The organism is Nioella ostreopsis (genome assembly GCF_004000255.1).
Taxonomy (GTDB): domain Bacteria; phylum Pseudomonadota; class Alphaproteobacteria; order Rhodobacterales; family Rhodobacteraceae; genus Nioella; species Nioella ostreopsis.
The window spans coordinates 25,705-45,301 of record NZ_RCIQ01000017.1 but is presented as its reverse complement, the minus strand read 5'-3'; the positions used below and the strand labels follow the sequence as shown (position 1 = coordinate 45,301).

23 protein-coding genes are annotated in these 19,597 nt (G+C 62.5%); 20 read left to right on the top strand and 3 right to left on the bottom strand.

Annotated features, from left to right (window positions below; translation table 11 throughout):
• Positions 1-13 precede the first annotated feature (13 nt).
• Positions 14-559: an amino acid synthesis family protein gene (locus EP237_RS16640; RefSeq protein WP_127562031.1), complete on the top strand. Its 546-nt coding sequence runs from the start codon at positions 14-16 to the stop codon at positions 557-559.
• Here EP237_RS16640 and EP237_RS16635 read toward each other — a convergent pair.
• A complete protein-coding gene (locus EP237_RS16635; RefSeq protein ID WP_127562030.1) occupies positions 556-1,473 on the bottom strand; it encodes an MBL fold metallo-hydrolase in 918 nt (305 codons plus the stop codon). The two genes, EP237_RS16640 and EP237_RS16635, sit on opposite strands and share 4 nt — an antisense overlap.
• Before the next feature lie 141 nt (positions 1,474-1,614).
• Here EP237_RS16635 and EP237_RS16630 point away from each other — a divergent pair, with 141 nt between their 5' ends.
• Together EP237_RS16630 and gltX are read left to right on the top strand one after the other, a co-directional pair.
• A complete protein-coding gene (locus EP237_RS16630) occupies positions 1,615-2,877 on the top strand; it encodes a SulP family inorganic anion transporter (RefSeq protein ID WP_127562029.1) in 1,263 nt (420 codons plus the stop codon).
• Between the two features lie 70 nt (positions 2,878-2,947).
• A complete protein-coding gene (gene gltX / locus EP237_RS16625; protein ID WP_127562028.1) occupies positions 2,948-4,270 on the top strand; it encodes a glutamate--tRNA ligase in 1,323 nt (440 codons plus the stop codon).
• A 1-nt stretch (position 4,271) separates the two neighbouring features.
• Here gltX and EP237_RS16620 read toward each other — a convergent pair whose 3' ends face one another.
• Together EP237_RS16620 and EP237_RS16615 are read right to left on the bottom strand one after the other, a co-directional pair.
• Positions 4,272-4,652 carry a hypothetical protein gene (locus tag EP237_RS16620; protein WP_127562027.1) on the bottom strand — a complete coding sequence of 127 codons (381 nt, stop codon included), beginning with the start codon at positions 4,650-4,652 and terminating at the stop codon, positions 4,272-4,274.
• A gap of 169 nt (positions 4,653-4,821) precedes the next feature.
• Positions 4,822-5,187 carry a mannan-binding lectin gene (locus EP237_RS16615; protein ID WP_127562026.1) on the bottom strand — a complete coding sequence of 122 codons (366 nt, stop codon included), beginning with the start codon at positions 5,185-5,187 and terminating at the stop codon, positions 4,822-4,824.
• A gap of 159 nt (positions 5,188-5,346) precedes the next feature.
• On the opposite strand from EP237_RS16615, the gene EP237_RS16610 reads away from it, so the two are divergent.
• The 17 genes from EP237_RS16610 (at position 5,347) to EP237_RS16530 (ending at position 19,471) form a co-directional block, all read left to right on the top strand.
• A complete protein-coding gene (locus EP237_RS16610) occupies positions 5,347-6,738 on the top strand; it encodes an MATE family efflux transporter (protein ID WP_127562025.1) in 1,392 nt (463 codons plus the stop codon).
• A gap of 461 nt (positions 6,739-7,199) precedes the next feature.
• A complete protein-coding gene (gene rplO / locus EP237_RS16605) occupies positions 7,200-7,673 on the top strand; it encodes a 50S ribosomal protein L15 (RefSeq protein WP_071689302.1) in 474 nt (157 codons plus the stop codon).
• A gap of 128 nt (positions 7,674-7,801) precedes the next feature.
• Positions 7,802-9,172, top strand: coding sequence for a preprotein translocase subunit SecY (gene secY / locus EP237_RS16600; RefSeq protein ID WP_127562024.1), 1,371 nt, complete (start codon positions 7,802-7,804; stop codon positions 9,170-9,172).
• Positions 9,169-9,813 carry an adenylate kinase gene (locus tag EP237_RS16595; RefSeq protein WP_127562023.1) on the top strand — a complete coding sequence of 215 codons (645 nt, stop codon included), beginning with the start codon at positions 9,169-9,171 and terminating at the stop codon, positions 9,811-9,813. Before secY ends, EP237_RS16595 begins: the two co-directional genes overlap by 4 nt.
• The gene (locus EP237_RS16590; RefSeq protein ID WP_127562022.1) at positions 9,810-10,166 is read left to right on the top strand and encodes a hypothetical protein; all 357 of its coding nucleotides are present in this window, start codon (positions 9,810-9,812) and stop codon (positions 10,164-10,166) included. The genes EP237_RS16595 and EP237_RS16590 overlap by 4 nt, the downstream gene beginning before the upstream one ends.
• Positions 10,167-10,402: 236 nt before the next feature.
• A complete protein-coding gene (rpsM, locus tag EP237_RS16585) occupies positions 10,403-10,771 on the top strand; it encodes a 30S ribosomal protein S13 (protein ID WP_127562021.1) in 369 nt (122 codons plus the stop codon).
• Positions 10,772-10,786: 15 nt separating this feature from the next.
• Entirely contained in the window at positions 10,787-11,176 is a 390-nt protein-coding gene (rpsK, locus tag EP237_RS16580) for a 30S ribosomal protein S11 (protein WP_071689297.1), read from the top strand.
• 115 nt (positions 11,177-11,291) lie between these two features.
• Positions 11,292-12,308: a DNA-directed RNA polymerase subunit alpha gene (locus tag EP237_RS16575; protein ID WP_127562020.1), complete on the top strand. Its 1,017-nt coding sequence runs from the start codon at positions 11,292-11,294 to the stop codon at positions 12,306-12,308.
• A gap of 135 nt (positions 12,309-12,443) precedes the next feature.
• Entirely contained in the window at positions 12,444-12,863 is a 420-nt protein-coding gene (gene rplQ, locus EP237_RS16570; protein ID WP_127562019.1) for a 50S ribosomal protein L17, read from the top strand.
• 336 nt (positions 12,864-13,199) lie between these two features.
• Entirely contained in the window at positions 13,200-13,811 is a 612-nt protein-coding gene (locus EP237_RS16565; protein ID WP_127562018.1) for an autoinducer binding domain-containing protein, read from the top strand.
• Positions 13,812-13,871: 60 nt separating this feature from the next.
• Entirely contained in the window at positions 13,872-14,459 is a 588-nt protein-coding gene (locus EP237_RS16560) for an acyl-homoserine-lactone synthase (RefSeq protein ID WP_071689293.1), read from the top strand.
• Positions 14,460-14,518: 59 nt separating this feature from the next.
• Positions 14,519-15,832, top strand: coding sequence for a replication-associated recombination protein A (locus tag EP237_RS16555; protein WP_127562017.1), 1,314 nt, complete (start codon positions 14,519-14,521; stop codon positions 15,830-15,832).
• Between the two features lie 11 nt (positions 15,833-15,843).
• Positions 15,844-16,623 (top strand): HalD/BesD family halogenase, encoded by a 780-nt coding sequence (locus EP237_RS16550; protein WP_127562016.1) that lies wholly within the window; start codon positions 15,844-15,846, stop codon positions 16,621-16,623.
• Between the two features lie 39 nt (positions 16,624-16,662).
• Positions 16,663-17,043, top strand: coding sequence for a fluoride efflux transporter CrcB (crcB, locus tag EP237_RS16545; protein WP_127562015.1), 381 nt, complete (start codon positions 16,663-16,665; stop codon positions 17,041-17,043).
• The gene (locus EP237_RS16540; protein ID WP_127562014.1) at positions 17,040-18,086 is read left to right on the top strand and encodes an RluA family pseudouridine synthase; all 1,047 of its coding nucleotides are present in this window, start codon (positions 17,040-17,042) and stop codon (positions 18,084-18,086) included. The genes crcB and EP237_RS16540 overlap by 4 nt, the downstream gene beginning before the upstream one ends.
• Entirely contained in the window at positions 18,083-18,754 is a 672-nt protein-coding gene (locus tag EP237_RS16535) for an HAD-IA family hydrolase (RefSeq protein WP_127562013.1), read from the top strand. Before EP237_RS16540 ends, EP237_RS16535 begins: the two co-directional genes overlap by 4 nt.
• Positions 18,755-18,757: 3 nt before the next feature.
• On the top strand, positions 18,758-19,471 hold the full coding sequence (locus EP237_RS16530; protein ID WP_127562012.1) for an ATP12 family chaperone protein: 714 nt from the start codon (positions 18,758-18,760) through the stop codon (positions 19,469-19,471).
• The last annotated feature ends 126 nt before the right edge of the window (positions 19,472-19,597 follow it).

The window sequence follows — 19,597 nt, the reverse complement described above, 5'->3', positions numbered from 1 at the left end:
CAGAGGAGCGCAGATGAACAGCCGAAAAACCGTCTTCATCCGAGAGGTCATCCGCGCGGACGGGTCGGGCGAGCCTTGCGAGCCGATCACTCGGGTTGCGGTGCTGGCGGTGGTCAAGAACCCCTTCGCGGGCCAGCACGGGACCGACCTGTCGCAACTCTTCGATCTGGGTGGTGCGCTCGGAGCAGAGTTGATGGCCGAGGCGGTCGCACAGCTTGGCGCGGCCCCGGTCAGCTATGGCAAGGCCGCGATCATCGGCGTGGCCGGAGAGATGGAGCACGGGGCGGCGATGATCCACCCCAAGCTTGGCAAGCCCATGCGCGCGGCTGTTGGCGGCGGAAAGGCGCTGATCCCGTCGAATGCCAAGGTGGCCCCGCTCGGCGCGCAGATCGACCTGCCGCTCGGCCACAAGGACGAAGCCTGGTCCTTCGCCCATTTCGACACGATGAGCGTGGGCGTCGCCGACGCGCCGCGCCCCGATGAAATCGTGCTGGTGATGGGCGTGGCGGACGGGCCGCGCGTGCACCCGAGGGTGGGCGACGGCCCGATCACCGATTAACCCATGAACTGCCCCTGTTCCGGCACCCACCGGAACCCGTCGCCATTGGCCTCGACGAAGCCAAGCGCCGGGAAGGGCATGTGGTAGCCCACGGCCGGGATCCGATCGGCGGCGATCATGCCAAGCACGCGGCGGCGGCTTTCGGCGGCCATCGCCTTGTCCATGTCGAAGCGCACCTCCCAGTCAGGGCGGGCCAGAGACCAGACGGGGTGATTGGCGAGATCGGCAAACAGCATCAGCCGCGCGCCATCGCTTTCGATGTGATAGCCCATATGGCCGGGTGTATGGCCATAGGCGGCAACGGATGTGATGCCTGAAACCACGTCCTGATCCGGGTCGAGAAAGGTCATGTTCTCGGCCAGCGGGCGTACCTTGCCTTCAAAGCCTTCATTGCCTGCCATGTCCCAATGGTCGAATTCGGCCTGTCCCGTTACATAGCGGGCATTGGGAAAGGTCGGGGTCGCGCCATCGGACAGCCCGCCGATATGGTCGCCATGCATATGCGTGATCACGACGATATCCACCTGATCGGGGCTGTAGCCCGCCCCCGCCAAGGCATCGGTGATGCCCGCCGGGTTCAACCCGGTGTCGAACAGCACCAGCTGCGCGCCGGTATTGACGACGACGGGCGTGAAGAAGAACTGCGAGACCTCCGTCGACAGGAAATTCGCGGCGCTGACCTCAGAGAATTCCTCGGGCGATACATTCGTGCCAAATATCCCTTGCGGGTTCTCACGCGGGGTGGTTCCGGCCAGCAGGGTGGTGACTTCGAACTGCCCGAGCGTGAAGCGCCGGTGACGTGCGAAGGACGCCCCCATTGCGGGCGCCTCTGCGCGCAGCGCAGTCGCACCGAGCGACAGGAACGGGGCTGCAAGGGACAGTTTAAGTATGGACCGGCGTTTCATGGCAGTCATCGTAGGCTCCCTCAGGTGTGATTTCGGTTGAAGGATAGCCCGGATCCAAGGCGGCGGGAGGGTATAACGCAAATTTGATCCGCGACACCGTGTGTGGTGGAATCCGCTTGCTGGTGCGCCCGGTAGCGGAATACTTGTGCCATGACACCCAAGCTGCTGACGACACTTCGATCCTACACGGCCGCCCTGCTGCTGAGCGACCTGCTGGCAGGATTGACCGTGGCCATGGTGGCCATTCCCCTCAGCCTTGCCATCGCCATTGCCTCGGGGGCCGATCCCGCGACCGGTTTGATCACGGCGATTGTCGGCGGCTTCCTGATTTCATTGCTTGGGGGCAGCCGGGTGCAGATCGGCGGGCCAACCGGGGCGTTCATCGTGGTGGTCTACGGAGCGATCGCAACGCATGGCTATGACGGGCTGGTGCTGGCGACGCTAATGGCGGGGATCATGCTGGTCGTGGCCGGGGTGTTGCGGGCGGGCAGCCTGATTTCCTACGTTCCAGAACCGGTGATCAACGGGTTCACCATCGGCATCGCGGTCATCATTGGGGCCAGTCAGCTGAAAGATGCGCTTGGCCTGACACCCGATCATCTGCCTGCCGATTTCGTCGAGAAGATCGCGGCGCTGTGGGGTGCAAGGGACAGTTTCAGCCCCGCTGCCGTGGCCGTCACGCTGGCCACCATGGTGATGATCGTGGCTATGCGTCGCGGGTTTCCACGCTTTCCTGGGCTGATCCTGGCCGTTGCGGCCAGTTCGGCGGCCGTGGCGGTGTTCGATCTTCCGGTCGATACGATCCGGTCTCGCTTCGGCGACTTGCCCGCGACCCTGCCCGTGCCGCAGCTTCCCGACATCAGCTATGCCCGGATCGTGGAGCTTCTGCCCTCTGCCATGGTCATTGCCTTTCTTGCCGGGGTCGAGTCGCTGCTGTCGGCGATGGTGGCCGACCGGATGATCGGCGGGCGTCACAGATCGAATGCCGAAGTGCTGGCGCAGGGGGCGGCCAATATCGGTTCGGCGCTCTTCGGCGGTCTGCCAGCCACGGGGGCCATCGCGCGCACCGCGACGAATGTCCGGGCCGGTGGCAAGACGCCGGTGGCGGGGCTTGTCCATGCGCTGACGATCCTTCTGGTGATGCTGGTGGCCGCCCCGCTTGCAGGCTACCTCGCCATGCCCGCATTGGCCGGGCTGTTGCTGCTGACCGCCTGGAACATGAGCGAACCGCAGCATTGGAAGGGCTATCTGGCCCAACCCCGGCAGGATGTGCTGCTGCTGTCCCTGACGCTGGTACTGACCGTTCTGACGGACCTGACCATCGCGATCGGCGTGGGCGTGGCCCTTGGGCTGGCGATGCGCCTGCGTCGTCGGGATGCGCCCCCTGCAAGCTGGACCCCGCCAGACCGCTGAGCCACGGCTTATGGACAAACGGGCCCGTCTGTGAAACAGGATCAGCCCGATCCGAAGGAGTCCGAGATCCATGACCGTCACCCGTTTCGCCCCGTCCCCCACCGGATACCTGCATGTCGGGAACCTGCGCACCGCGCTGTTCAACTTCCTGATTGCCAAGAAGGCCGGGGGGCAGTTCATCCTCCGCCTCGATGACACCGACCCGGAGCGGTCCAAGCAGGAATATGCCGACCAGATCCAGCGCGATCTGGAATGGCTGGGGCTGACCTGGGACCGGATCGAAAAACAGTCCGAGCGGCTGGACCGCTACGCCACCGCCGCAGATGAACTGCGCGAAAAGGGTCGATTCTATGAGGCGTGGGAAACGCCCACGGAACTTGACCTCAAGCGCAAGAAGCAGCTCAACATGGGCCTGCCTCCGGTCTATGACCGCGCTGCGCTGAACCTGTCCGACGACGAACAGGCCAAGATGCGGGCCGAGCGTGGGCAAGGCGTCTGGCGCTTCAAGCTCAATCAGGAACGGATTGAATGGACCGATGGCATTCTGGGCGATCTGTCGATTGATGCGGCCTCCGTCTCTGACCCGGTGCTGATCCGTCAGGACGGGCAGGTGCTCTATACCATCGCGTCGGTGGTGGATGACACGGACATGGGCGTGACCCATGTGGTGCGCGGGTCCGACCACGTGACCAACACCGCGACGCAGATCCAGATCATGGAAGCGCTCGGGTTCTCCGCGCCGTCCTTCGCGCATCATTCGCTGCTGACCGGCCCGCAGGGCGAGGCGCTGTCCAAGCGGCTTGGCACGCTGGCGCTGAAGGATCTGCGCGACAACGGGGTGGAGGCCATGGCGCTTTTGTCCCACATGGCACGGCTCGGCTCCTCGCAGCCGATTGAGTTGTGCGAGACGCTGGATCAACTGGCGGACGGGTTCGACCTCAATCATTTCGGATCCGCGCCTACCAAGTTCGACGTGGATGACCTTTATCCGCTGACCGCCCGTTTCCTGCATACGCGGCCGCTGTCTTCTGTTTCGGAACAGGTTGCAGAAATCGGTGTGCCGGATGATCTGGCCGAGACCTTCTGGAACGTCGCCCGCGCCAACATCACCACCCGCAAGGACATTGCAGGCTGGTGGCACCTGTTCCGTGATGGGGCGACGCCTCTGGTCGCCGATGAGGACCGGGAGTTCGTGGCGCAGGCCTTCGACATGCTGCCGGAACCGCCCTATTCCGCCGACACCTGGAAAAGCTGGACCGACGCGGTGAAAGAGGCCACGGGCCGCAAGGGCAAGGGCCTCTTCATGCCGCTGCGCAAGGCGGTGACGGGGCTGGAACGGGGGCCGGAAATGGCCGACGTGATGCAGCTTTTGCAGAAAAAGCCCGCGCTCTGACTTAGCCTGCGGGCACGCGAATGGTGCAGGTGCCGGGGGCAAACGCTCCGTTGCCGTCCCAGTCGCCGGTCCAGGTGCCATTCCGGTCGCGGGCGGCATCCCTGCAGACGGGGCGGGCCTGAGCCACGTGCAGCAGCGGCATGACTTCGACCGTGATATTGCGCATCGCGGGCGCATCGAACCGGCATTCGTAGAGGAAATAATCCACGTTGCGGACGCTGCCGCGCCCGGTAGCGCCCTCCTGTTCAGCCAGCCAATTGCAGGTCAGCAGAGCCTCGACCTCGTTCAGGGCCTCGATATTGACCCGGCGGATTTCGGCGGAGGCTGCGGTGGCGGAAAGGGTCAGGGCGATAAGGGCGGTGGTCAGGGTGGTGCGGAACATCGGGTTTCTCCTGGATCATGTGTTTTGTTGAGATCATCCTGCCCGCATGGCTGCCGTATAGCCCTGGGGTCGATCCCCCATCCGTCGCCAAGACCGAAAAAAATAACGCCCCGGCAGGGTAACCGGGGCGCGCGCGTCATGGAAAATGGTTTGGGTAAAATTGGAGGGGTCAGCGGATCTGGCAGACGGACATTTCGTTCCAGACGGTGGTCCACCACTGGCCGGTCCACTCGGCGCCGTGGGAATGGGCGATGGCGGGGCAAACCTGTTCGGCATGCTGCTGGTTCCAGATCGGGCCTGCTTCGACGGTGCGGGCAGGCATCTGGATCTGACAGACCGACATTTCATTCGGGACGGTCGTCCACCAATGGCCGGTCCATTCGCCGCCATGGGCCTGGGCAACGGCAGGGCAGACCTGATTGGCGTGGCCCTGGTTCCAGATCGGGCCGGCCTCGATGTTTTCGGCAAAGGCGGGCAGGGCGGCAGAGGTTGCTGCGAGGGTCAGGGCGATGGCGGTGCTGCGAAGGATGGTCATTGGTTTGTCTCCGGTTGGCTGTTGTGTTTGTCTGACACCCTTTTGCCCGGCGCGGCGCGTTTGCGCCCTAGGGTGAATCCCCCAATCGAGCGGAGCTGAGTCCGCTCTGTGCAGAATTACGGAATGGTCGCAGCGCGTTGGCTGTGGCAGGGAAGGCGGATGGCAAAGTCAAACGCAGTCTTTCTGGAGGGCAACCTCTTTCGCCACATCTCGGTGATGTCCCTGACGGCATCCCTGGGGCTGATGGCGGTCTTCCTCGTCGATTTCGTCGACATGATCTTCATCTCGATGCTGGGCAAGGCCGAACTGGCGGCGGCTGTTGGCTATGCGGGCGCGATCCTGTTCTTCACCTCGTCCTTCGGAATTGGCATGTCGATTGCCGCGGGCGCGCTTGTTGCACGGGCGCTCGGCGGCGGGGATGAGAACGGCGCGCGGATGAAGGCAACCACGGCGCTGGCCTACGGGTTTGCTTTTGGTGCCGTTTTCGCTGCGATTGTTTGGTTCAATCTGGGGTTCCTCGTGACATTGATGGGGGCCAGCGGCGAGACGCATGATCTGGCGGTCGGCTATCTGCAGATCATCATCCCGAGCCTTCCGTTGCTGCTGATCGGCATGGTCGGCGGTGCGATCCTGCGCGCCCATGGCGCGGCGCGGCGGGCGATGTATGCGACGATCATCGGCGGGCTGGTGAATGCGGTTCTGGACCCGATCCTGATCTTCGGTCTGGATCTTGAACTGACCGGCGCGGCGCTGGCCAGCGTGGCGGCGCGGGTGTCGATTGCCGGTGCGGCGCTCTATCCGATCCTGCGCCACTACGGCGGGTTTTCCCGCCCGACTCGCGACGAATTCATGAATGATTTCAGCCCGATATTCGCCCTTGCCCTGCCCGCGATCCTGACCCAGCTGGCGACGCCAATTGGGCAAGCCTATGTGACGCGGGCAATGGCGGAGTTTGGCGAGGAAGCGGTTGCGGGTATGGCCATTGTGGGCCGGCTGACGCCGGTGGCCTTCGGGACGATCTTTGCCCTGTCGGGGGCGGTGGGGCCCATCATCGGCCAGAATTTCGGGGCGCAGAAACATGGCCGGGTACGGCGCGCTTATCTGGACGGGCTGCTGTTCACGGCGCTGGTCGTGATCCTCGTCTCGGGTCTGCTGTTTCTCCTGCGCGGCCCGATCGGGGCGCTCTTCGCGCTGGAGGGGCTTTCGCAGGAGATCGTCTACCTGTTCTGTGGTCCGCTGGCTTTGGCGTGGTTTTTCAACGGGATGATCTTCGTCTCGAACGCAGGATTCAACAATCTGGGGCATCCCTACTATTCCACCTGGACCAATTGGGGCCGTCACACGCTGGGCACGATTCCCTTCGTGATGATCTTCGCCGCGTGGTTCGGCGCGGCGGGGGTGCTGATCGGGCAGGCGGTTGGCGGGGTGATCTTCGGGCTGTGGTCGGGATGGCTGGCGATGCGGGTCATCTCGCGCCAGGAGCCGCCCTCGGAGCCGCGCCCGTTCCAGCGTCACGCCCGGCTGACGCAGCTGTTCAATTTTCGGCGGTAAGGGTGAAAACACCCCGGTGCCCCCCGTGCACCGGGCGTACACCCCCTGTACACCCCCCGTACAGACGAAACCTTGATTTCCGAGATCAGCCGGACTGGTCGCAAGACATCGCCGCTTGCGGGGGTAAGAGGTTTCGAAACCTCTTCACAAGGGCCTTCGAAGGCCCTTCCCCGCGCCGGGGAGAGGCAGGCGCATCAGATCGGACGGGACAGGAGAGATCGGCCATATCTGGCGGTTGGATCGGTGGTGAGAGCGGGATGCCTCCGGCGGAGGTATTTGGGCCAAGATGAAAGCGGACGGCGCGATGCGGGGATGGGCGGCGGTGAGGGGCTTGCCAGAGCGACGGCCCGAGTCTATACGCCCCCGGTGGCCCTGCTGGGGTCCGAGACTCAACAATCAAGAAATGCCGTGTTTGGCCCCGTGATCGCTTCGGGGGTCAGTTCCGGCGAAGGAGAAGCGACATGAAACTGCATGAACTGCGCGACAATCCCGGCGCAACCAAGAAAGCCAAGCGTATCGGCCGTGGCCCCGGTTCGGGCAAGGGCAAGACCGCTGGCCGTGGTATCAAGGGTCAGAAATCCCGCTCCGGTGTTGCGCTGAACGGCTACGAAGGCGGCCAGATGCCGCTCTACCAGCGTCTGCCCAAGCGTGGCTTCAACAAGCCCAACCGCAAGGCATTCGCCGTCGTGAACCTGGGCCTGATCCAGAAATTCGTGGACGAGGGCAAGCTGGACGCATCTGCTGCCATCACAGAGGATGCGCTGGTCGCGTCCGGCCTGGTGCGCCGCAAGCTGGACGGTGTGCGGGTTCTGGCCAAGGGCGATGTGACCGCCAAGCTGAACCTGACCGTGACCGGTGCCTCCAAGTCCGCCATCGAGGCCGTCGAGAAGGCTGGTGGCAGCCTGACCGTGGCGGCTGCGGCTGCGGCGGAATAACTCGGCCTTCGGGCAAAAGCCCGATCAACGCTTGTGAGCGGTAACCTTACCGCTTACATCTTTGGCAAGTTCTTCCCGCGCCGCGTGGTCGACCCCGATCCCGCGGCGCTGTGCATGAGAGAGACCCAATGGCATCTGCTGCAGAGCAAATGGCCGCGAACCTGAGCTGGCGCACCTTCGGCAAAGCCACCGAGCTGCGCCAGCGTATCCTGTTCACCATCGGCCTTCTGATCATCTACCGTATCGGCACCTATATCCCGGTCCCCGGAATCGACGGCGGGGCGCTGCGCGATTTCTTCGAACAGGCCGCGGGCGGTGTCGGGGACATGATCGACCTGTTCACCGGCGGTGCGCTTGGGCGGATGGGGGTCTTTACCCTTGGCATCATGCCCTACATCTCGGCCTCGATCATCGTGCAGCTGATGACCGCCATGGTTCCGGCGCTGGAGCAGCTGAAGAAAGAGGGCGAGCAGGGGCGCAAGAAGATCAACCAGTACACCCGCTATGGCACGGTGCTGCTGGCGACGGTTCAGGCCTATGGCCTGGCCGTCAGCCTTGAAGCGGGCGAGTTGGCCACCGATCCGGGCTGGTTCTTCCGCGCGGCCTGCGTGATCACCCTTGTGGGCGGCACCATGTTCCTGATGTGGCTGGGGGAACAGATCACGCAGCGCGGCATCGGCAACGGCATCTCGCTGATCATCTTCGTCGGCATCATCGCCGAGATCCCCGGTGCGCTGGCGCAGTTCTTTACCCTTGGCCGGTCGGGCGATCTGCAGACCTTTACCGTTCTGGGCATCATCGTGATGCTGTTGGGCACGCTGACCTTCGTGGTGTTCATGGAGCGCAGCCTGCGCAAGATCCACATCCAGTATCCGCGCCGTCAGGTGGGGATGAAGGTGTATGACGGCGGGTCCAGCCATCTGCCGATCAAGGTGAACCCGGCGGGTGTGATCCCGGCGATCTTTGCCTCGTCGCTGCTGCTGCTGCCGACGACGATCTCGACCTTCTCGGGCCAGAATGCGGGACCGGTGATGACCTGGATCCTGGCGATGTTCGGCCCCGGCCAGCCGCTTTACCTGCTGTTTTTCGCGGCGATGATCGTCTTCTTCACCTATTTCTACACGCTCAACGTGTCGTTCAAGGTGGATGATGTCGCCGACAACCTGAAGAACCAGAACGGGTTCGTTCCCGGCATTCGCCCCGGTCCGAAGACTGCCGAATACCTGGAATACGTGACCAACCGCATCCTGGTTCTTGGCTCGGGATACCTGGCACTGGTGGTGCTGCTGCCCGAGATCGTCCGAACTCAGCTGTCGATCACCGCCTATTTCGGCGGCACCTCGATCCTGATCATCGTGTCGGTGGGCATGGATACGGTGCAACAGGTGCAGTCGCATCTGCTGGCGCACCAGTATGAAGGGCTGATCGAGAAATCGCAGCTGCGCGGACGCAAGTCCGGCGGTGGCCGCGCCAAACGGAAAGGACCCGCGCGCCGATGAACCTGATTCTACTCGGGCCCCCGGGGGCCGGCAAAGGCACACAAGCGCGGATCCTGGTGGATGAGCGCAACATGGTCCAGCTGTCGACCGGAGACATGCTGCGCGCCGCCCAAAGCTCGGGCACCGAGATGGGCAAGCGCGTGGCCGATGTGATGGCCCGAGGGGAACTGGTGACCGACGAGATCGTGATCGGGCTGATCGAGGAACAGCTGACCACGGTACAGGCGGACGGGTTCATCTTCGACGGGTTCCCGCGCACGCTGGCGCAGGCCGATGCGCTTGGCGCGCTGCTGGCGAAGACCGGTCAGGGCCTGGATGCCGTGATCGAGATGCGCGTCGATGACGAGGCGCTGGTTGCGCGGATCACGGCGCGGTCGACCTGTGGCGATTGCGGTGAGGTTTACAACGACATCACCAAGCCGATCCCCGCCGATGGCAAATGCGTCAATTGCGGTGGCACCGAGTTCAAGCGCCGGGCCGATGACAATGAGGACAGCCTCAAGCAGCGCCTGATGGAATATTACAAGAAGACCTCGCCGCTGATTGGCTATTACTATGCCAAGGGCGATCTGTCGGTGGTCGATGGCCTGGGCGAGATCGACGAGGTCGCGGGCGCGATCCGTACCGTTCTGGACGCGTGATCCCGATGCGGGCCGTGGTGCTGACCCTGACCGCGGTCCTGATCGCAGGCCCCTCAAGCGTGCTGGCGCAGGAAAGTTGCCGTGCGGCGTTCTCTCAGTGGGATCTGGAAGATCTGCTGATCGAGGCGTTCGAGGCCCTGGAGCAACCGGACAATGCCGAGTCCAGCCATTGCGTATTTCAGCTCGATCTGCCGGGGATGGACGTGCCGGAGACCGGTGCCGAGCTGGGCAGTTGCCGCTGGCAGGGCGTGGACGGCGAAACGGCCTTCCTTCTCGACCCGGAACATCCCGACGAGGTGGCCGTGATGCGCGGCGGGGAAGAGATGGCGACGCTCGATCTGTGCGACATCTGACCGGGCTGGGCAGGGGCTTTCCAGAAAGTTCTTGACAAAAGCCGAACGCCCTTGACCCGGTGGGGAAATCCGCCTAACAGCAGGCTTCCCATCCGGGAATCGCGAGACTTGCGGGAATCAGTCCTGCATCCCCCTCGTACCGAATTGTTCGATGGCCCGCAGGCTGACCGCCTCGGGCTTTCGGTTGTGAAAAAAGGTTCTGGAGCTACGGAACCGCAACGGAAAAGGAAGACTACGTGGCACGTATTGCCGGGGTAAACATCCCCACCGCCAAGCGCGTTCCGATCGCGCTGACCTATATCACCGGGATTGGCCCCTCCTCCGCGAAATCCATCTGTGAAGCCGTGAACATCGACGAAACCCGTCGCGTGAACGAGCTGTCGGATGCCGAGGTTCTGGCCATCCGCGAGCATATCGACGCCAACTTCACCGTTGAAGGCGACCTGCGCCGCGAAACCCAGATGAACATCAAGCGTCTGATGGATCTGGGTTGCTATCGTGGTCTGCGTCATCGCCGCAACCTGCCCGTTCGCGGTCAGCGTACCCACACCAATGCTCGTACCCGCAAAGGCCCCGCAAAGGCCATTGCCGGTAAGAAGAAATAAGGGAGGGTTCGCATAATGGCTCGTGACAAAAGATCCCCGAAGCGTAAAGAGCGCAAGAACATCGCCGCTGGCGTGGCGCATGTGAACAGCTCTTTCAACAACACCAAGATCCTGATTTCCGACGTGCAGGGCAACGCCATTTCGTGGTCGTCCGCCGGTACGATGGGCTTCAAGGGGTCGCGGAAATCCACCCCCTATGCCGCGCAGATGGCCGCAGAAGATGCGGGCCGCAAGGCACAGGAACACGGCGTCAAGACGCTGGAAGTGGAAGTTCAGGGCCCCGGTTCCGGCCGTGAAAGCGCGCTGCGCGCCCTGGCCGCTGTCGGTTTCAACATCACCTCGATCCGTGATGTGACCCCGATCGCGCATAACGGCTGCCGCCCCCCGAAGCGCCGCCGCGTCTGATTATGTCTACTTGCCTGCGGGCCGTGTGAATCCCACACGGCCCGCAGGTTTGTCATTTTGATCCTCGAGCGTTCCGGGCAAGGGATCCGCCCGCGAACAAGAATGGAGGCGACACATGATCCATAAGAATTGGCAAGAGCTGATCAAGCCCACGCAACTGGTGGTTAACCCCGGCAACGACCCGGCCCGTCAGGCCACGGTCATCGCCGAACCGCTGGAACGCGGCTTTGGTCTGACGCTTGGCAACGCGCTGCGCCGCGTTCTGATGTCGTCGCTGCAAGGCGCGGCCATCACGTCGGTCCAGATCGACAACGTGCTGCACGAGTTCTCGTCCATTGCGGGCGTTCGTGAAGACGTGACCGACGTGGTTCTGAACCTGAAAGGCGTTTCCATCCGCATGGATGTGGAAGGCCCCAAGCGTATTTCCATCTCGGCCAAGGGCCCCAAGGTCGTCACCGCCGGTGACATCTCGGAATCCGCCGGTATCGAGATCCTGAACCGCGATCACGTGATCTGCCACCTCGACGAGGGGGCCGACCTGTTCATGGAACTGACCGTGAATACCGGCAAGGGTTATGTCGCGGCGGAAAAGAACCGCCCCGAGGATGCGCCCATTGGCCTGATCTCGATCGACGCGATCTATTCGCCGGTCAAGAAAGTGTCCTATGACGTGCAGCCGACCCGCGAAGGTCAGGTTCTGGACTATGACAAGCTGACGCTGAAGCTGGAAACCGACGGGTCCGTGACCCCGGATGACGCGGTGGCCTATGCTGCGCGCATCCTGCAGGACCAGCTGTCGATCTTCGTCAACTTCGACGAGCCCGAGGCCGCAGGACGCGCGGACGACGATGACGATCTGGAGTTCAACCCGCTGCTTCTGAAGAAGGTGGACGAGCTGGAACTGTCGGTGCGGTCCGCCAACTGCCTGAAGAACGACAACATCGTCTATATCGGCGACCTGATCCAGAAGACCGAAGCCGAGATGCTGCGCACCCCGAACTTCGGCCGCAAGTCGCTGAACGAGATCAAGGAAGTGCTGTCCGGCATGGGTCTGCACCTGGGCATGGACATCATCGACTGGCCCCCCGACAACATCGAGGATCTGGCCAAGAAGTTCGAAGACAACTTTTGATTTGAAGGTGGGCAGTTTGCCCACCTTCCCAAAAAATGCCCGCGATGGCGGGGAAAACACGGGCAATCCTGCCCCACCAAGGAGGGACCGGCACGCACCGGCCCCGGACAAAGCACAAAGTCAGGAGACCTCATCATGCGTCACGCACGTGGCTATCGCCGCCTCAACCGCACCCACGAACACCGCAAGGCGATGTTCGCCAACATGGCCGGTTCGCTTATTGAACACGAGCAGATCAAGACCACCCTGCCCAAGGCCAAGGAACTGCGCCCGATCATCGAGAAGATGATCACGCTTGCCAAGCGCGGCGATCTGCACGCCCGCCGTCAGGCTGCTGCTCAGCTGAAGCAGGACGCCTATGTTGCGAAACTGTTCGAGGTGCTCGGCCCTCGCTACGCGGAGCGTCAGGGCGGTTATGTCCGCGTCCTGAAGGCCGGCTTCCGCTATGGCGACATGGCGCCGATGGCGATCATCGAATTCGTGGACCGCGATGTTGACGCCAAAGGCGCCGCCGATCGCGCCCGCGTCGAGGCCGAAGAAGCCGCCGAAGATTGATAGCTGGCCGCTTGGCCGGATCTAAACGACGAAACCCCGCCGATTGTGGCGGGGTTTTTTTGTTGTGCTTGATGCGAATTGAAGATCCGTTAAGACGCTTTCGATATTGCGTTTCCATTCTGATCCGCAGCAACTGCGACAAGACGTTCCAATTCCCGTTCACAAACAGGAGTTTGCCCCATGAATTCCAGAATATCCCTGCGAATGGGCCCCGGAAGCCCCATGATCCGCGCAAAAAGATGCGGATTTACCTTTTCAGCCATTCGACACACAACATCATTCGTCATAATATGACTTTACGGAGCACCCGAATTCCGACAACCTGTCGAAAAAGACATGTCCAATAGTAGAGTACTCATATCCTTGCTGGATCAGCTGAAAGCCCTTGCCCCAATGGGGTATACCGTGGGGCTGCACATCCGTTTTGCGTCGCCAATGATTCTGAAAAGCACCTATCCGCCGGACTGGCAGCAGGAGTATCAGGACAATGCCTACGCTTTGCGTGACCCGCTGGTATTCTGGGGGATCGGCATCAGTGGACAGACCAGGTGGAGTGAAATCCGCCTGCCGGATCCGTTCAGCATCATGCAGAAGGCCAAACGCCATGGCCTGCTTTATGGTGCGGTGGTGTCCTGCGGGCCGATCACGTCTCGGTCAATCATCGGGTGCGCGCGTTCGGACCGTGAATTCACGGATGACGAACTTGACGCGATTGCAGTGGTATCCCGCGCGCTTCACGAGGCCGCTGCCCCACCCACCGAACTTACCAAGGCGCAGATCGAGGCGCTTCGCCTGATCGCCGATGGAGACAGACATACCGCAGCGGCTGCCAAGCTGGGTATTTCCGAGAGCGCGTTGAAAGCGCGCCTGTCGTCCGCCCGCGTTCGCTTGGGTGCGCGAACCACGGCCGAAGCACTCAAAAAAGCGCGGGAATTCCGATTACTATGACAGCAAAGGCAGTTGCCTCGCGGTTCAGGTTTTACCAACCGCCAACCAGGAGGCACCTCAATGCAAGTCACTACACTGTCTTTCGAGAACATGCACAACCATGGTGAGCTGTTCGCGAACATGCTCCGTGCGCGTCACCAGACGTTCATTGTCCAGAACCGCTGGGATCTTCCAGAGGCCAACGGAATGGAGTTCGATCAATACGACACGCCGGCCAGCCGGTGGGTCACGGTCCATGAAGACGGCCATGTCATGGCCGGGGTTCGGCTGACGCCGACCACCCATCGTTGCGGCATCTACACCTATATGATCCGCGACGCACAGCGCGGGTTGCTGGAGTCGATTCCGGCGGATCTGCTGGATCGGAAAGCACCCGTCGCCAGCCATATCTGGGAGTCGAGCCGTGTCTTCGTCAGCCGAGAGGTTCCGGCGAAACTGCGCTTCCGGGTGCAGATGCAGCTGATTTCGGAAATGGTCAGCTCGGCGCGGGATCTGGGGGCGTCCGAGCTGATTGGCATCATTCCCGCGAATTCACCGCGTCTTGCCCGCCGGGTCGGGCTTGATTGTGTTCCCGCCGGTCGCGAGCTGGATTTCGATGGCGAGAAAAGCGTGGCGGTCTCGATCAGCATGGCCACCAAGATGCATTGATCGGCTGGTGCATACCGGAATGGCTTTTCCCCAACCGTATCCAGACATAGGGTGCGGGCATGGCCGATCTATTCGCACATGCCCCATCCGCCGACACCAACGCAGCCGGACCAAGGCCCCTGGCCGACCGGCTGCGCCCCCGTGCCTTGTCCGAGGTGATCGGGCAGGGCCATCTGCTTGGCCCCGATGGCAGCCTGCGGGTGATGCTGGATGCAGGCTCGCTCGGGTCACTGATTTTCTGGGGGCCGCCCGGTGTCGGCAAGACGACCATTGCGCGTCTTCTGGCGCAGGAAACGGATCTGAGTTTCGTGCAAATCAGCGCGATTTTCACCGGTGTGCCGGATCTGCGGAAGGTCTTCGAGGCCGCCAAGCATCGCCGCGCCAATGGCGGCGGTACGCTGCTGTTTGTGGATGAGATCCACCGGTTCAACAAAGCCCAACAGGATGGCTTTCTGCCGCATATGGAAGATGGCACGATCCTTCTGGTTGGCGCGACGACCGAAAACCCCTCATTTGAATTGAATGCCGCTGTTCTCAGCCGGTCGCAGGTCCTGGTGCTGGAACGTCTGAGCGAGGATGACCTCGATCAGCTGATCGCCCGGGCCGAGGCGGAGCTGAACACAACGCTGCCCCTGACCGAAGATGCCCGCGCTTCCTTGCGCGAAATGGCCGATGGCGACGGGCGGGCGATGCTGAACCTGGTGGAGCAGGTGGCGGCATGGAAAGTGGATACGCCGCTGGACCCCAAGGCGCTTGGCCAGCGGCTCAGCCGCCGCGCGGCGCAATATGACAAATCGGGCGATGCCCATTACAACCTGATCTCCGCCCTGCATAAATCGGTGCGCGGGTCCGACCCGGATGCGGCGCTCTACTGGTTTGCGCGGATGCTGGAGGGGGGCGAAGACCCGCGTTTTCTGGCCCGGCGCATTACCCGGATGGCGGTGGAGGATATCGGCCTTGCCGACCCGCAGGCGCAGCGGCTTTGCCTCGATGCCTGGCAGACCTATGAACGGCTTGGCAGCCCGGAAGGGGAATTGGCACTGGCGCAGGCGGTGGCCTATCTGGCGCTGGCGCCGAAATCGAACGCGATCTATGTGGCCTATAAGGCGGCGCGAAAATCGGCTGCAAAAACCGGGTCCGCCCCGCCGCCCAAACACATCCTGAACGCGCCCACGGGGTTGATGAAGGATCAGGGATACGGCGACGGATATGCTTACGATCACGATGCCGAGGACGGATTCTCGGGACAAAACTACTTCCCCGACGGCATGAAGCGTGCTGATTTCTATCAGCCGGTCGAACGTGGATTTGAACGGGATCTCAGGAAACGGCTGGACTGGTTCGCCCGCCAGCGCGCGAAACGACAAGGATAGGGACGCCGTACATGGACTTGCAGGATATCGTCGATCTTGAGCAATACCCGATTTCGGATGAGGCATTTCGCGCGGCTGCGAAAGCGGCGTTCGATGCCTCTGGCGTGTTCGTCATGGAGGGGTTCGTTCGACCCGATGCGGTGGAGGCGATGCGCGCCGAGGGAGAGGCCGGGCGCGACCGCGTCTATACCAAGCCCGAAACGCATACGGTCTATCTCAGCAAGCCCGACCCGGAATTTGCCCCGGACCATCCGCGCAACCGGTTGGTGACCTCGTCCAAGGGGTGCCTGACCGATGATCAGATCGGGGCGGATTCCCCTTTGCGGGCGCTTTACGACGACCCGGCGTTCCGCGAGTTTCTGTGTCACGTTCTGGGGGAGCGGCAGCTGTTCGAATATGCCGACCCGCTGTCGTCGATCAACCTGCATTTCCACGAAACCGGGCAGGAACTGGGTTGGCATTTCGACAATTCCTCTTTCTCGATCACGCTGATGGTGCAGGCCCCCGAAAAGGGCGGGCAATTCGAGTATGTGACCGATATTCGCGATGCGGATGCCGGGGATATGGGGTTTGAAACCGTCGCCAGCGTGCTGGATGGCGATGCGCAGGTTGACGTGCTGGATGCTGCGGCGGGAACGCTGGTGTTCTTTCGGGGCCGCAATTCCATGCACCGGGTTGCGCCGAATGAAGGCGCGCGGACACGGATGCTGGCGGTGTTGGCCTATAATTCGAAACCCGGTGTCGCACTGTCTGAAACCGCGCGCATGACCTTCTATGGCAGAACCGGCTGAGCCATTGACATCGGTGGGCCAAAGCCACAAACCCCGCCCATGTTTGCAACGCTTCTTCAGGTCGCCCTTGGCGGCGCTATCGGGGCCTCGGCGCGCTTTGCGGCCGGGGTCGGAATCGTCCGGCTGGTGGGGCACGGAGCCTTTCCGCTTGGCGTGATCACGGTCAATATCATTGGCTCGTTCCTGATGGGAGTTTTCGTGGTGGCGGCGGCGCATCGCGGGCTGACGCATCTGTCGCCCTTCGTGATGACGGGGATCCTGGGCGGCTTCACCACTTTCTCGGCCTTCTCGCTGGAGGCCGTGACGCTTTATGAACGCGGCGATATGAGCGGGGCAGTTCTGTATGTCGTGGCCTCCGTCGTCTGTTCGATTTTCGGGCTGCTTCTGGGCCTGTGGCTGGCACGGGGGATGTTCGTATGAGTGGTGTTCAGACATTGGAAATTGGTCCTGACGAGGGCGATCAGCGGTTGGATCGCTGGTTCCGGCGGCAGTTTCCCCATATCGGTCAAGTGCAGATCGAGAAGCTGTGCCGCAAGGGCGAAATCCGCGTGAACGGTGGCCGGGTGAAACCCGCGACCCGCCTGGAAGCGGGGCAGACTGTGCGCATTCCGCCACTGCCCGATGAGGCCGCGCCCAAACCCTTTATCAAGCGTGAACAGGTGTCGGACGCCGATGCCAGGATGATCCAGAACGCGGTGATTTACCGGGATGAGCATATCATCGCGCTGAACAAGCCGCCGGGCCTGCCCACGCAGGGTGGCAGCAAGCAGACCCGCCATGTGGACGGGCTGGCCGAGGCGCTGAAATTCGGGTTTGAGGACAAGCCGCGGCTGGTGCATCGGCTGGACAAGGACACCTCGGGCGTTCTTCTGCTGGCCCGCACGCGCGAGGCCGCGAAGGCCCTGACCGCCGCAATGCGCCACCGTGAGACGCGGAAAATCTACTGGGCTTTGGTTGCCGGTGTGCCGACGCCCTATCTGGGCGAGATCCGCTTCGGCCTGATGAAAGCGCCCGGCCATGGCCGCAAGGGCGAGGGCGAGAAAATGATCGCCATCCATCCGCGCGACATGGACCAGAATCCAGACGCCAAGCGCGCCCATACGCTCTACGCCACGCTCTATCGTGTCGCCTCGCGCGCGGCCTGGGTGGCCATGGAGCCGATCACGGGCCGGACCCATCAGCTGCGCGCACATATGGCCGAGATCGGGCACCCGATTATCGGTGACGGGAAATATGGCGGCTCGGGTCAGGAAAATCTGGGGGACGGATGGGGCGCTCAGCTTGGCGGGATCATCTCGAAGAAACTGCACCTGCATGCGCGGATGATGCGGTTCGAGCATCCGGTCACGCATAAAGAGATCACGATCACCGCCCCCTTGCCCGAACATATGGCGCAAAGCTGGGACACGTTCGGCTGGGATGAAAGCCTTGCCGCCGAAGACCCGTTCGAAGGGGTGAAATGACCCTGAAACTGGTCATCTTCGATGTCGACGGCACGCTGATCGACAGTCAGGCGCATATCGTCGGGGCGATGAATGCCGCCTTCGACGGGCTTGGCCTGACCCCGCCGTCGCGTGAGCAGACCCTGTCCATTGTCGGGCTGTCGCTGCAAGTGGCGATGGATCGGTTGATGCCGGAGGCCGATGCCGCAACGCAATCGGCGCTGGTCGAAGGGTACAAGCAGGGCTTCATGCGGATGCGCACGGAAGACGACGAGGCGTTGTCGCCCTTCTATCCCGGGGCGCGCGAGGCTCTGGACCGGCTGGCCGCGCAAGACGATCTGCTGCTTGGCATCGCCACCGGGAAATCCCGTCGCGGGATGGATCACCTGATGGAGATGCATGGGCTTCGGCGCCTGTTTCAGACCGTGCAGGTGGCTGACGATCACCCGTCGAAACCGAACCCCTCGATGGTCGCGGCTTGCCTGTCCGAAACCGGGGTAGATACTACACATGCGGTGATTCTCGGGGACACGGTTTTCGACATGGAAATGGGCCGCAATGCCGGAATCCCCGCGATCGGTGTCAACTGGGGCTATCACCCGGCAGAAAATCTGGTGACCGCAGGGGCGATGAAAGTGCTGACTCATTTCGACCAGTTGGACAATGCACTGAACGAGATCTGGGGCTGAGCAATGAGCGAATGGAAGGCGAGGCGTTTTTGGAAGGACACCCGCGTGGCCGAGGCCGAGGGCGGCTGGCAGGTTCTGCTGGACGGACGCCCGGTGCGCACCCCGCTGAAATCCGCAATGGCGCTGCCGACGCGTGACATGGCCGACGCCGTGGCCACCGAATGGGCCGCACAGGAGGGTGTGATCGACCCGCTGTCGATGCCTTTCACGCGCTCGGCAAACGCGGCGATCGACAAGGTGGCGACCCAGCATGCGGAAGTGGCCGCAATGCTGGCAGCCTATGCGGAGACCGATCTGCTGTGTCATCGGGCAGAGTCCCCCAAAGAGCTGGCAGATCAGCAAAACAAGGGCTGGAACCCGGTTCTGGACTGGGCGGAGAAGACCTATTCTGCACCGCTGGCGGTGGTGTCTGGCATATTGCCCGCCGATCATCCTGACGAAAGCCTTGCGGTTTATGCCCGTGTCGTGGCGGGCTATCGGCCCTTTTCCCTGACCGCCTTGCATGACCTTGTGACGCTGTCGGGGTCGCTTGTGCTGGGGTTGAGTGTCGCGAATGAGCAAATCGAGCCGGATACGGCCTGGCGCCTGAGCCGAATCGATGAGGATTGGCAGATTTCGCAGTGGGGCGAGGACGACGAAGCGACCGAGGCCGCCGAGATCAAGCGCCGGGCTTTCTTGCATGCCGCGAATTTCCTGCGCCTTGCGCAAGGAACGTGATGTTTCCCTAAGCAGATTGATAATGCTGTTGCGCAGGGCGCGGGCACCTTGGGAAATTTACCCTAGGTAAGCCTTGGAACAGTGTGTTTCACCAAACCCTACCCTTGACCTCATCACCCAGATTTG

Coding starts and splice junctions, on each gene's coding strand:
- EP237_RS16555 (WP_127562017.1), top strand. CDS start 14,519: ATGGCCGATCTATTCGCACATGCCCCATCCGCCGACACCAACGCAGCC.
- EP237_RS16540 (WP_127562014.1), top strand. CDS start 17,040: ATGAGTGGTGTTCAGACATTGGAAATTGGTCCTGACGAGGGCGATCAG.
- crcB (WP_127562015.1), top strand. CDS start 16,663: ATGTTTGCAACGCTTCTTCAGGTCGCCCTTGGCGGCGCTATCGGGGCC.
- EP237_RS16575 (WP_127562020.1), top strand. CDS start 11,292: ATGATCCATAAGAATTGGCAAGAGCTGATCAAGCCCACGCAACTGGTG.
- secY (WP_127562024.1), top strand. CDS start 7,802: ATGGCATCTGCTGCAGAGCAAATGGCCGCGAACCTGAGCTGGCGCACC.
- EP237_RS16640 (WP_127562031.1), top strand. CDS start 14: ATGAACAGCCGAAAAACCGTCTTCATCCGAGAGGTCATCCGCGCGGAC.
- EP237_RS16560 (WP_071689293.1), top strand. CDS start 13,872: ATGCAAGTCACTACACTGTCTTTCGAGAACATGCACAACCATGGTGAG.
- EP237_RS16630 (WP_127562029.1), top strand. CDS start 1,615: ATGACACCCAAGCTGCTGACGACACTTCGATCCTACACGGCCGCCCTG.
- EP237_RS16530 (WP_127562012.1), top strand. CDS start 18,758: ATGAGCGAATGGAAGGCGAGGCGTTTTTGGAAGGACACCCGCGTGGCC.
- rpsK (WP_071689297.1), top strand. CDS start 10,787: ATGGCTCGTGACAAAAGATCCCCGAAGCGTAAAGAGCGCAAGAACATC.
- EP237_RS16610 (WP_127562025.1), top strand. CDS start 5,347: ATGGCAAAGTCAAACGCAGTCTTTCTGGAGGGCAACCTCTTTCGCCAC.
- rplO (WP_071689302.1), top strand. CDS start 7,200: ATGAAACTGCATGAACTGCGCGACAATCCCGGCGCAACCAAGAAAGCC.
- gltX (WP_127562028.1), top strand. CDS start 2,948: ATGACCGTCACCCGTTTCGCCCCGTCCCCCACCGGATACCTGCATGTC.
- EP237_RS16550 (WP_127562016.1), top strand. CDS start 15,844: ATGGACTTGCAGGATATCGTCGATCTTGAGCAATACCCGATTTCGGAT.
- EP237_RS16635 (WP_127562030.1), bottom strand. CDS start 1,473: ATGACTGCCATGAAACGCCGGTCCATACTTAAACTGTCCCTTGCAGCC.
- EP237_RS16595 (WP_127562023.1), top strand. CDS start 9,169: ATGAACCTGATTCTACTCGGGCCCCCGGGGGCCGGCAAAGGCACACAA.
- EP237_RS16565 (WP_127562018.1), top strand. CDS start 13,200: ATGTCCAATAGTAGAGTACTCATATCCTTGCTGGATCAGCTGAAAGCC.
- rplQ (WP_127562019.1), top strand. CDS start 12,444: ATGCGTCACGCACGTGGCTATCGCCGCCTCAACCGCACCCACGAACAC.
- EP237_RS16615 (WP_127562026.1), bottom strand. CDS start 5,187: ATGACCATCCTTCGCAGCACCGCCATCGCCCTGACCCTCGCAGCAACC.
- EP237_RS16620 (WP_127562027.1), bottom strand. CDS start 4,652: ATGTTCCGCACCACCCTGACCACCGCCCTTATCGCCCTGACCCTTTCC.
- EP237_RS16535 (WP_127562013.1), top strand. CDS start 18,083: ATGACCCTGAAACTGGTCATCTTCGATGTCGACGGCACGCTGATCGAC.